This is a genomic window from Siminovitchia jepli, assembly GCF_047228825.1.
GTDB lineage: Bacteria > Bacillota > Bacilli > Bacillales > Bacillaceae_C > Siminovitchia.
In genome coordinates this window covers 76,418-88,778 of record NZ_JBFEGN010000002.1, presented here as the reverse complement: position 1 = coordinate 88,778, position 12,361 = coordinate 76,418, and the positions used below count along the sequence as shown (strand labels likewise).

At 33.2% G+C, this 12,361-nt stretch carries 9 protein-coding genes; 8 read left to right on the top strand and 1 reads right to left on the bottom strand.

Annotation, left to right across the window (positions count from 1 at the left end):
* Positions 1-8 precede the first annotated feature (8 nt).
* From AB1L08_RS01750 to AB1L08_RS01735, 4 genes are all read left to right on the top strand, one after another.
* Positions 9-1,037, top strand: coding sequence for a tyrosine-type recombinase/integrase (locus AB1L08_RS01750; protein WP_413062948.1), 1,029 nt, complete (start codon positions 9-11; stop codon positions 1,035-1,037).
* Positions 1,038-1,302: 265 nt separating this feature from the next.
* Positions 1,303-1,500: a hypothetical protein gene (locus AB1L08_RS01745; RefSeq protein ID WP_413062947.1), complete on the top strand. Its 198-nt coding sequence runs from the start codon at positions 1,303-1,305 to the stop codon at positions 1,498-1,500.
* 6 nt (positions 1,501-1,506) lie between these two features.
* Positions 1,507-2,067 carry a type II toxin-antitoxin system PemK/MazF family toxin gene (locus AB1L08_RS01740; RefSeq protein ID WP_413062946.1) on the top strand — a complete coding sequence of 187 codons (561 nt, stop codon included), beginning with the start codon at positions 1,507-1,509 and terminating at the stop codon, positions 2,065-2,067.
* Positions 2,068-2,126: 59 nt separating this feature from the next.
* Entirely contained in the window at positions 2,127-2,495 is a 369-nt protein-coding gene (locus AB1L08_RS01735; protein WP_413062945.1) for a hypothetical protein, read from the top strand.
* Between the two features lie 145 nt (positions 2,496-2,640).
* On the opposite strand, the gene AB1L08_RS01730 is transcribed toward AB1L08_RS01735, so the two are convergent.
* Positions 2,641-3,681 (bottom strand): SH3 domain-containing protein, encoded by a 1,041-nt coding sequence (locus tag AB1L08_RS01730; RefSeq protein WP_413062944.1) that lies wholly within the window; start codon positions 3,679-3,681, stop codon positions 2,641-2,643.
* 577 nt (positions 3,682-4,258) lie between these two features.
* Between AB1L08_RS01730 and AB1L08_RS01725 the strand changes: the two genes are divergently transcribed.
* The 4 genes from AB1L08_RS01725 to AB1L08_RS01710 all read left to right on the top strand — a co-directional run bounded on the left by AB1L08_RS01725 (position 4,259) and on the right by AB1L08_RS01710 (position 12,360).
* Positions 4,259-5,878: a phage tail tape measure protein gene (locus tag AB1L08_RS01725; protein ID WP_413062943.1), complete on the top strand. Its 1,620-nt coding sequence runs from the start codon at positions 4,259-4,261 to the stop codon at positions 5,876-5,878.
* Between the two features lie 141 nt (positions 5,879-6,019).
* Positions 6,020-6,649, top strand: a complete 630-nt coding sequence (locus AB1L08_RS01720; RefSeq protein ID WP_413062942.1) for a hypothetical protein — start codon at positions 6,020-6,022, stop codon at positions 6,647-6,649.
* 95 nt (positions 6,650-6,744) lie between these two features.
* Complete coding sequence (locus tag AB1L08_RS01715; protein WP_413062941.1) at positions 6,745-11,529, top strand: transglycosylase SLT domain-containing protein; 4,785 nt, start codon at positions 6,745-6,747, stop codon at positions 11,527-11,529.
* Between the two features lie 54 nt (positions 11,530-11,583).
* Positions 11,584-12,360: a phage tail domain-containing protein gene (locus tag AB1L08_RS01710; protein ID WP_413062940.1), complete on the top strand. Its 777-nt coding sequence runs from the start codon at positions 11,584-11,586 to the stop codon at positions 12,358-12,360.
* Position 12,361: the final 1 nt, after the last annotated feature.

Below are 12,361 nucleotides of genomic sequence, written 5' to 3'. Positions count from 1 at the left end.
TGTTATGAGTGGCAAGAAAGACAGTTTATAATCGAATATTCAATGAAAAAGATTGGGCTGAAGTCAATCCCAAGAATAAGCAATTGTTTGATGAATGGAAAATGTACTTAATGAGTGTCAATAAATCAGAAGGTACAATTAATCAATACTATAATGATTTACGTATTTTGGCTATATTTCTTCTCAAGCATTGTCAAAATAAATTTATAGTTGATTTAACTAAACGTGACATTATTGCATTTCAAGGTTTTTCTATAAATCAATGGGGGCATAGTTCTAACCGTGTAAGAAGATTAAGAGCATGTTTAAGTAGTCTATCCAATTTTATAGAAAATATTATGGATGATTTATATCCTGAATTCCGCAATATCGTAGGTAAAATTGAAGCTCCAAGTCAAAAACCTGTAAGAGAGAAAACTGTACTAACTGATGAGCAAGTTGAGTTGGTGCTAAAAACACTAGTGGATAGCAAGCAATACCAAAAAGCTTGTGCTTTCGCATTAGCTGCTAATTCGGGAGCAAGACTGAGTGAGCTTGTTAGATTTAAAGTGAGTTATTTTGATGATGATAATTTAGTTGCTAATGCTTATTATAAAACTCCAAAAAAAATAAGGATAAAAGGAAGAGGTCGCGAGGGATCAGAGGCATATAAATATGTTTTAAAAACAGGCTTTCAAGAATATCTAGACTTATGGCTAGAAGAAAGAAAAAGACTTGAAATTACCAATGAAGAACTGTTTGTTACTAGAAGAAATGGAGAATGGGTTCCTGCTCAAGATACTACGTTGCAAAGTTGGGCTACTCAGTTTTCAAAAATATTAGAAGAGCCTTTTTATTTCCACTCATTGAGGCATTATTTAACCACAAAACTTAGAGCAAATAATATTCCGGATAAAATAATCAAAGAGTTTTTTGGTTGGGAAAGCATTGATATGATTGAAATATATGACGACAATGATGCTGAAGATGATTTTGAGAAATTCTTTACAGAAGACGGAATTGTAAAAGTTGAAAACAAGGGTTTGAGTGATATTTAATCAAAATAAAATATCACTTTTATTATGGTGGAATAAATTAATACATAAAACCTTTTTGAGTTGAGTATCTGAGTTTATCGGATACTCAGTTGAAAAATTGGTTTCGTATTGAAAATCTAAGGGAATGTAAGAGAATAAATCCGAAAAATTCCGGCCTTTTATGAAATAATCCGAAATCAAGGGAAATCTTCCATTGAAATATGTTATAATCGAGTCAACAAAGGGAAATGCTTCACATATACATGTCCTTAGGGGGGTGATGTATATGTGTAAAGATGAGGAGGAGAAGGAAATGGCTATTGCTGAAAAGGAGATTCCTCTAAAAAGAATCTTGAGAAAACCAAAGGTGAAACATAATAAATTTGAAAACATGACAAACGATGTCTGGAAACAAACCAATGAAGAAAGTAAAAAGAACAGGGGAATGTCTGGTATTACGCATAAGGATTTGTTTGGGAGGTAGTCACGGTTGTCTTACTTTATAAATAAAGAGCGATGGAAGGAAATAGAGAGAGGCTTTGAATTTGAAGCGGCGATGTTATTCCCTTCTGATGCCAAAAGACCACTCTCTTTTTTTGTTCCAGATGAGGGTAATGCTAAAAGAGGATCAATTACTACAGAAATAGGTGATTTTTCACCTATAAAAGTTGGCGAAACGTTTAAAGCAAATACTCAACAAATTGTTATGAATATAAAACCAAGAAAAGTCGTTGTTTTGTCGAGTGATGAAATTAATAAGAATGAAAATTTTGAGTATATTCTTGTTGCCCCAATAAATACAATCAAGCCAAATCAAAAAATAAAAGATTGGTATAAACAGTTAATTTCAGATAGGAATCCTATATTTACTTATCTTCCAAAAGGTAATTTAGATAGGTATATTGATTTAAGCCAAACAATTGGTATACATAAATCACTTTTATTGAAAAAGTATAGTTATATTGGTAAAGAGCGTATGGAAATATTAGAAAATGATTTATTACAGTGTCTCTCTCTTGGAATAATTGACGAAGAAAGTATAGAAGAATAGAGTTACATATCTGATGACGACATCAGATTAAATTATGGGCTTTATTTATTTGGAGAGGAATGAACGGTGATATCTGTATGAGAAAGTTTTTTGGTATTTTAATATGTTTTTTATTTTTAATTGGTTGCTCTAATAATGTTAATGGTGTCGATAAAAAAGTGCATAAGAAAGCAGAAGAATATATCCAAGTGATGAATGATGCACATAATGGCGACGATGCTAGATTTAAGGATTTAGAAAATGAAATTTTTGATTTTATCGAAGAAAATACTGATCACGAGGATGAAGAAACTGGGAAATTTATTGCACATTTATTAATATTGTACTTATCTGTTGAAGAGGGCATAGACGGTAAGGAGAGGGATTCTAAAGCTGTTGAAGATGAGTTAGAGATATTTAAAGACGAATATGGAATTAAATTAGAGTAAGAAGTGTTTTTATTAGCACTTCTTTTTCTTATTTTTATCCAAACAAAAAACTCCACAGATTTTGCGGAGTTTTTTGTTATGGAGAAGACTGTATAAAATGAGGCGCAGAAAGAAAAACTGTATGTCAGTTAGACCTAATAAAATATTAATCTAACTTAAACTTAATAACTTTAGACTCTTGCACCCATCCGACATATATTTCAGTCTCTGCTTCGACTTCAATTTTTATCCAATTCCCCTTTCTTTCTAGGGGTATCACGACAGTGTTTTTTCTAATATATTCTTTCATCACGCGAGGGGATTTTTTTGACGGTCGTTCTCTAAGCTCACTCGACACTCGTAGAAATCCCATTTGTCCCATTGGACGTTCTAGATCTTGGTTATTAATAAAAACTTTTCTTGTAGCTGATACAGTTTGACTTTCACTGATTACCATATTTGCAGCTTGCAGTACTTTGAAATCATGATTACCAATTGCAATTTGTGAGAGTTGGAAATATAAATAAACAATGAAAAAAATGATGAGTTGCCCGGCTCCAGTTACAAGTAAATTTTTAACTATTTCCGCGATAAAAGTTTTTATGCGTTTCTCAGGTTTATGTTCTTTGGCAGCAATGGATTGTCCATTTTTCAATAATTCTTGAAACTCATCTACAGTCAATTCATAGACATATTTAGGTTTGGAGGGTTTATTGTAACAGGTCTCCTGTGTCTCATGAATTAAGTAACCTGTCTTGTCGGTAAATATTTCTATTTCATTAAAAACACTCAAGTTGTCAATGGTAATATCTTTAAATAATAAGTTCATATCAATTGAGGACTTGATGACCTTCGAAAAACTGTCAGAATACCAATTCATTATTTTAGAATGATTATTTAGCTTTTGAAACTGTATATCTAGTGAAGATATAAGATTCTTTTGTATACTATCCTGTAATGTAAGCGTAGATGATTTGAGATACATGGAATTTCTTTTATTTAAAATTTTCAATTGCTCTTGTAAGGTTTGAAATGGTTTGATTTGCTCTTGTAAGGTTTGAAATGGTTTGATTTGAAATGATCTTACTTCGAGTCTTTTCTTTTGATTCTCTAAGATTTGAACCCAAGATGGTTGTACCGTAATTTTTAATAAATCCTGTACAATTCTTAAATTTTTGAATGGTTCATTATCAATGTAGTTATTCATATTAACTTCTCCTGTATTTAATGTTTATTGTTATTATATAGAAAAAACTAATTGAATCAATGAGTCTTATGTTGGAGAACGAGGATATATGCAAAGAACCTAATGACTCTTATTATTATGGATTTTTTGTCTAATTCGTCAAGTAATGAAATCTGCCTCTTCATTACTATAGAAGACATATTTTTTCTACATGTCTTTTAAAGACAGTTATAATGTAGTTCTGTAGACTTCTGTTATCTGTCATAGCCAATTATTTTAAGTCGGAATGCAATTCTTTTGGAAACCTTACATTAAAGATACCATGAACACAACTAGAAATACATAAAAATTCAGTTATTGACACCAAAGGTTCTGTATCACTATGACACATTAATAATACCACTTGATTTTTTAGGAGTCGATCTAATAGTAAAGGATACAATCTAAAGAATCTGCATATCATCTGACCATCTTAAAGGATTGTGTTAGACAAAGAAAGTAAAACAATCCATTACCGTGAAATTTATAACGACTCAGAATTTGAGTCGTTTTATTTATGTTCATATTAAGAGAAACTACAGAAAGGAGAGGATTACAATTGGCAAACACCGGAAGTCCGATAGAATTGCTTGTAACTTTAGGCGTTAACGATGCCCCCTCAAAAGACAATATTAACAGTTATATCGAGAAATTATCTAAAACTTTAAAAGAAGTAAATTTAGAGTTTGATGTAAAAGGACAACTTAAACAGGAATTAAAATCTGTTCAAGAAGGACTAAAAGAAACACAAAAACAAGCAGTTGACACAGGTAAAAAAATTCAAGATTCCTTTACATTCAAAGGAAATATGAAAGAAGCTCGTAAAGCGGCTAAAAAGATGCTTGAAGAGCAAAATAGAGAGTACTTTAACAACTTTAACGAATTAGAAAAAAAGCTCCAGGCAAAAGGTTTTAAGATTAAATTAGAAATTAATCCTGATACTGGAAAGGCAGAAAAGGCAATTGCCACCCTACAAAAATCAGCCAATGAAGCTTTAAAAGTAACTTATAAACCTTTTGATATATATGCCAAAGACACCAATAAGCTTGGTCAAGGTGTTGCCTCAACTAAAATTGAGACATCTAATACCTCTACACACAAACTTGAAGAAGGACTCAAAAGAGCCAAGAGAGAATTGGATGAAATTGCTCATAGGGGAAAGCTCACTGAAGATCAATTAAGAAGACTAAGAGAAGCACTCCCTAAGGTTCAGGATTCAGAAGGACTTGCAAAGTATAACCGAGAAGTACAAGAATCTCTTGATTTAACACGAAGACAAAGAGAGCTTCATGATGCAACAACAGAGGTTATAAAACAAAGAGATAAAGCATTAAATCAACTTACAAGATCGGAAAATTTATTCAGAAAAACCTTTAATACTGAAAGAGGTAATGAGGTACGAAAAGGTCTTGAGGATATCCCAATTGAGTTTTCTAACATGAGGGAAATCAAGGAAGCTCAAGGTCGTATCTCACAGCTTCGAACGCAGATCCAAGGTTTAAATGCTGATGCAACTGAAGCAACCAAAAACTCTATGGGAGTTGTTGAAGCATTTAAAATCGCAATGGAACGCTTCCCGATTTGGATGGCTGCATCAACTGCCTTCTATGGTACTGTTCGTGCTATTCGTTCGGCTGTACAACAAATAGTTGACATTGATTCACAGTTAACTGTATTGAAGCGTGTTGCTGGCGACGGAATTGAAGTAAACGAGGTTCTTGAAGAATCTATTAAATTGGCTCAACAATTAGGAAATCAAATTCAAGACATTAATGAAGGATTTATTGCATTTGCTCGTCAAGGTTCTCGTGGTGACGAGTTAAATATGATGACTGAATATGCCACTTTACTTGGTAATATTTCAGATATGTCTGTTGATGACGCAGCTTCCACGTTAACAGCAGCATTAAAAGGTTTTAATATGGAAGCTCAGGAAGGGATACATGTTGTAGATGCCCTCAACGAAGTTGACAATAACTATGCTATAACCACGGGACAGCTTGCACAAGCTATCATGAGATCGGCTGGAGCTGCCCACACATACGGTGTATCCCTGGAAAAATCAATTGGCTACACAACCGCAATTGGTGAAGTTACGAGAGAAAGTGGTTCAGTTATCGGTAAAAGAGTTGCCGATGTAAAATCTTTTCTAATTGACTTGGAACTCCTAACTGCATAGCAGAAGGACAACAAGGAGCAAGGGTAATGCCAGCTTGAACGACTAAACGAAAAGACACCTTTATTAATAATATAAAACAATATAGGTGAAGCGATAGTCTCTTTGGTTACAATAAAAACAACCTGATTAGGAGTGAAGACAATGAACGAATATAAAATTGACAATAAAAAGGATTTTAAAGGTTTTATGATTGGAACTATTTTAGGAGACTCTAGTTTATGTGGAAGAAAAAATAAGTATCTTTTTACTGGGCATGCAGAGAGTCAATACAACTATATGCTCTGGAAATTGGAAACAATTTCAGAATTCATTCCAGTACATTATTCTATTACAGAGAAAAAACAAAACTCAATTAATAAACAACGATTTTTTAGAGCTCATACTAACACCCATCATAAAATAACACACTATTACAACTTTATCTACAAAGATAATAAAAAAGTTATAAGCGAATATGTTTTAAAGAATTTTAATACTGTTTCTTTAGCCACTCTTTTTATGGATGACGGTTCTAAAGAAGCGTGTTTTGATAAAAAGTATCAAGTAAAAAAACTAAAGTCATATAAAATATCACTAGGCAACTTCACTTACGAAGATGTCATTTTATTATCTGAACACTTAAAGAAAAACTTTGGTTTGCATAATTCTGTCTACCTTGAAAAAAGAAAATATCCAATTATAAGAATTTCTAGAAAGGCTGATAGAGAACGGTTTAAAAATATTATAGAACCATATATGCATAAAGATCTAATGTATAAATTGTCAATTTAACAATAACCAAAGAGTGAACTGAACATCTATGGAGACATAGAGAGTGGTTAAAGCCCACCGCCATATAAGAATATGGTCAGTAGTCTTTTTTAAAGATGAAAGTAACAGAAACGAACTCACTGAAGTCAATTTACTCTCGTATCACTTCAATTGATGGTGCAATAGATGCATTAGACGCTATTGGAATTAGTGTTAAAGAGTCATCAGGAGAAATGAGAAATGTTGAAGATATTCTTGATGAATTAGGTGGAAAATGGTCAAGTTTAACTGCTGAACAGCAACAGAATCTAGGGTTACAAATAGCTGGAAGGTATCAACTCAGCCGCTTTTTGATTATGATGAACCAATACGAAACAGCCCTAGATGCTACTGCTACAGCAGAACATTCAGCAGGTTCAGGTTATCGTGAGAACGCTGAATATCTTAAATCCTATGAAGCTAGAATCAACATGGTTAAAAATGCTTGGACAGAAGCAATTATTGCTATGGAGGATTCAGGTTTAGGAGATGCAACGACCAACATTTTAGGTGCTGGTGTTGATGTTTTAAAGTTATTAACGGCAGTTATTGATAAAATAGGCGTATTTCCCACTGTAATTGGAGGTTCAACTTTAGCCTTTACTCTTCTTAATGATAATTTCAGGAATATCACTACTTCATTGAACTCAGGTATCATTGCGGCAATAGATAAAATTCCTGGGGTCTCAGGTAGAGCCAGTGCAAGTTTAGCTAGTGCAAGTGCTTCTATGACTGCAATGGCAGGATCATCAACTGCTGCGACAACCGCAGTGAATGGACTCAAACTAGCACTAAGCACATTTCTTCCGGCTGCTGCGTTTATGGCAGTTGGATATGGTATATCGTATATCGTAAACAGACTAACTGAATACAAACAAAAACAAAAAGAACTTAATGATACAATTGATGAAAATAATAAAAAGAACATAGACGCAATTACAAAAAATAAAGATCAAGTAGACGAATTAATTAAGTCGTATACCGAACTCTCCAATAAGAAAAAAGAAGGAAACTGGAATACAGCAAATGAACAAGAGTATCTATCTGTTCAACAAGAATTAGCAGAATTGTTCCCTGGGCTGGTTAAAGAGATTGACAGCAAAGGTCAAGCGCATTTAAAGTCGGTTGACGGTATAAACGAAGAAATTGAAGCAACGGAGCGTTTATTAACATTAGAACGTGAAAAGACAATTCTCGATGCAGAAGATAAATATAAAGAGAGAATGGATTCTCTAGAGGATTATAAAAAAGAAATAGAAGATATAGAAAAAAAGCTGGAGTCTCTTTCAGAATCTGAGAAGAGAAATAAAACGCTTTGGCAAGATGATCAAATTACAAAAAACCATGAAAGAAGAAGAAATGAATTAGAAAGTGAATTATTATATTATCAAACATTATATTCAAATGCTGTTAAAGGAATTTCTTCAGAGGTTGAAAATGTATTTAGTGCCACTGTAAATTCAATGACTGATTTTACTCCTGAAATAGAAAGTGCAATTAGCTCAATTTTTTCATCAATTGATTTTTCTAGCCAAAAATCTGCCGAGAAAATAAGTAATGTTGAAAAACAGATTGCATCATTTGCAAAAGAATTAAATGATGCGTTTAAAGCCGGAGATAGTACAAAGTTTGATCAAATTGCTGAAGACCTAAAAAAATTTTTAAGTACTCAAGGTGTTACAGATTCTGCGTTAAAAGGCTTAAATTTGTCCTATGGAGAATTAGAGACAGCAGTTGAAAATTACAAAGTGGCTAAAGAAGAAGCTAACAAAATTGACGAAGAAGGTATAGAAAATGCCGAAGCACAAATGGAAGAAAATGAAAAACTTAAAAAGAGCTATAATGATGCTGTATCCAACATAAAGTCTCTTAATGAAGTCCTCAACGAGTTAAATGACGGCCATAGTGTATCTGCTGATAAAATTGGTTTTTTATTGCAAAAATATCCTCATTTGCTTACATATATTAACGACGAAACAATGCTCAGACAGATGGTTGAAAAAGAAATAGAGAAAGAGACCAATCTGGCTAAAAAATCTGTCATAGAAAAAATAAAAGACAGTCAATATTTGTACACCTCACTTTACAATGCAAACAAAAAGTATTTTGATGGTTTATCTGAAAACTATAAAGTTGATTTAAAAAATGCTAAAACTTTGGCTCAAGCTAAAGCTCAAATTGAAAAAGCATTATTAGATCAGTTAGCATCAGGTTGGAGTAAGTACTATAATGCACAATCTCAAACTTTTACTAGACAAGGGGAAGAATTATTAAAACAAGGCGGAGAAATGGGTTTAGTACTTCTGCAACAAGTGCAAAAAGCTAAATACGAAGCAGGTAAGATCTCAAGCGCCTTTGATAATCTAACTTTTGACTTTATCGGTTTGGGTGACTCTTTTAATTCTATTTCAAGCGCCGGGAGTGATTTCGAAAAAGCCGGGTCGAAAGCCAAGGATTCCACAAAAAGTCTAAGCAAAGAATACGAATACGCTACATATGTATCCGATAAATTTAAAAAAGCACTAGAAGAAATAAACCTGCAACTCGAAAAACAAAAAGCAATACAGGAATCGCTGCCTGATCATTCAAAGAAGTATCGTGATGCATTACAGAAAGAAATTAAGTTATTAAAACAAAAAAATCAACTGATTATTGATCAAACAAAATCTCTTCAAAAGCAGATCAAAGAAGGAAAAATTCAGCAAACAGGTGTAGTCACAACTAGCTCATCAACAGCGAGTGGATATTCAACTGGATATACAGGTAAATATGCTAGTGAAATAAATAAAGCTGCTAATAAATATGGAGTAGACCCTAATTTAATTGCCGCCATTATAAAACAAGAGTCTAATTTTAATCCTCGTGCCAGATCACATGCCGGAGCAATGGGGTTAATGCAACTAATGCCTGGCACAGCACGTAGTCTCGGTGTTAAGAACGCTTATGATCCACTCCAAAACATTATGGGTGGAACTAAATATATTGCTGACCAATTAAAAGCGTTTGGTGGGAATTTAGAAAAAGCATTAGCAGCGTATAATGCAGGCCCTGGCAATGTTCGTAAATATGGCGGGATACCCCCATTTAAAGAAACTCAAAATTATGTTAAAAAGGTAACACAATTTTATAACCAGCTTAACAAGTCTATATCATCAGCTTCTAAATCTGCTGCTGACTACTACTTAAATAATTTTAGACAAACATCTCATTTCGGAGACACAAGAGGACGATCAGTCCCACACAAGGGCTTAGATTTTGCTAATGGTAGACAGGGAGACCCTGTTAAAGCTTTACGTGGTGGTAAAGTCCTTACGGCTACGTACAGTAAATCAGCAGGTTATTGGGTTGTAGTACAACAAGACGATGGTACTGTTGCAAAATACATGCACATGCAAAAAGGGCTTAATGTAAAAGCAGGACAAACAATTAAAGCTGGACAGCAACTAGGTAGAGTTGGAAATACAGGACAATCTAATGGTGCGCATGTACATATCCAAATTGAACAAAATGGTAAAGCCATTGACCCTCTACCATACATGAGGGAGCTTTCTTCAAACGCATCTAAAGAAATTGCACAACAGGCTCAAAGCATTGATGAGGCAAGATCAACTGTTCTTCAATTACAACAAGATTCAATAGCTATACAAAAGCAAATTCAGCAACTGTACATGGATATAATTGAGAGCCAATTGGCTGAATATGATAGACAAAAAAATAAATTTGAGAGAGATTTAACGAAAATTGAAGTTATTCAAAGACGTGAGAACACAGCTTCGAAAGAATGGATAAATCAACAAGCCAAAAAAGAAGAGATATTAAATAAACAAGTTGAAATAGATAAAAAAGCAATTAAATACATTGAACAACAAATAAAAACAAATAAAAACTTAAATGCAGCACAAAAGGCTTTATTAGAAGATAAATTGGAAGATCGCTATAAAACACTTCTCTCCTTAGAGAGAAACCTTCTCGATGAACGCATTTCAATGGCAGAGTCAATTATAGATACGTACAAAAAAGGTTTAGAAGCCCAAAAAACAGCAGCCTTAGATGCAATTGATGAAATTATTAATGGAATCAATAAAGCCGCTGATGATGAGGCATATAAGAAAAAATTGGAAGATGCTCAGAAGAAAAGGCAGGAGTTATTGGATGAGATAGCGAGTCTATCACTCGATGACTCTGACTCAGCAAAGAAAAGAATATCTGAGTTACAAAAGCAATTGCAGGAAGAAGACAGTGCCATACTTGACATGCAAGAGGATAGAGCAAGAGAAGAGCGCATTGCTAATTTGAATGAAGAGAAGGAGAAAATCGAAAATAAATTTGATGATTTATTAAACGATGAACGAAAATTTGCAAAGATGCGTTCTGATATTATAAATGCAAATGCAAAGTCAATTCAAAAGGATTTGGATAAATTTTATGCAAACATTAAGACCAATACTAAAATATTGGGAAAATCAGTCTCAAATAACTTAATTGACTTAATAAATCAAGCTAATGCTTATCTAGGAAATAAAAAGTTTAAACCTGTGAAAGTTGCTTCTGCTTCTGAAGGTGGATATACAGGTAATTTTTCAGGAGGTAAATTTTTAGAAGTCCATGAAAAAGAACTTATTTTAAATAAAAAAGATACTTCTAATTTCTTAGAGGCATTAAAAATTACCAGGGATATGATAGACAGCAAATTACCTAAACTTCCACAAATTAAACTGCCTCAATTAAGGGATGTTAGAGGAACAACTATTAATTATGATATAAGCCTTAGGGTTGATAATCTAAATGGGGAAAAAGAGGACGCAAATTTTCTTCTAGAAGAAATGGTAAAAGGAATCAAAGCAAAAGGCGGAAAAATATAGTGAAGAGTCAATCATATACCGATTGGCTCTTTTTGTTTGAAGGAGTGATTGGCGGTGATAAGAGAAAGTCTATATTTTTCTTTCGCAGGTAGAAGATCAACCGAATTTGGAATTTACAACATAAATGTTAGTGGTGGACTCATGGAGGAACAAGTTGTCTCATCAAGAACAATAAACGAAGTTTCAGTTAGAGATAATCCAAAACCATACTTTATTGACACTGTAAAAGAACCAAAAAAATTCTCTCTGAGTTTTTCTTTTTTAGAAACAAAAATGACTGATGAAATGGAGAATGAAGTTCTCGGGTGGCTGGACGTAGACTTCTATCAACCATTGTTTTTTAGTGAAAATATTGATCGTGTCTTTTATGCCATGCCAGTAGAAGGAATTAATTACATACACAATGGATTAAGGCAAGGTTACTTAACGCTTACCATGAGATGTGATTCTCCATTTGGGTATAGTCATGAGATTACTACACCTTGGCATGAATTTATTAAGAGTAAACCGACATATAAAGATACAATGCTTCTTGAAAATAAAGGGCATCACCCTTTTAAACCTGAAATGTGGATAAAAAAAGTAGGTAATGGAAACATCACCATTCACAACTTATCAAATGGTTCAAGAATATTTAAAATTAATAACTTAAAAGACAATGAAGAAGTTTATGTGGATTGTGAAGAGCAAATTATAGAATCTAGTCTCCCTAACATTTGGAGATATGACGATTTTAATGATGAGTATTTAGAGATTGTTTATGGTAAAAATCTCTTAAAAATAGATGGAGAAGCAAAAATTAAATTTAAATATAGATACATATTTTCGTAGA

Excerpts from the sequence above, each read along its gene's own strand:
- AB1L08_RS01730 (WP_413062944.1), bottom strand. The coding sequence starts at position 3,681 with ATGAATAACTACATTGATAATGAACCATTCAAAAATTTAAGAATTGTA.
- AB1L08_RS01745 (WP_413062947.1), top strand. The coding sequence starts at position 1,303 with ATGTGTAAAGATGAGGAGGAGAAGGAAATGGCTATTGCTGAAAAGGAG.
- AB1L08_RS01715 (WP_413062941.1), top strand. The coding sequence starts at position 6,745 with ATGAAAGTAACAGAAACGAACTCACTGAAGTCAATTTACTCTCGTATC.
- AB1L08_RS01720 (WP_413062942.1), top strand. The coding sequence starts at position 6,020 with ATGAACGAATATAAAATTGACAATAAAAAGGATTTTAAAGGTTTTATG.
- AB1L08_RS01735 (WP_413062945.1), top strand. The coding sequence starts at position 2,127 with ATGAACGGTGATATCTGTATGAGAAAGTTTTTTGGTATTTTAATATGT.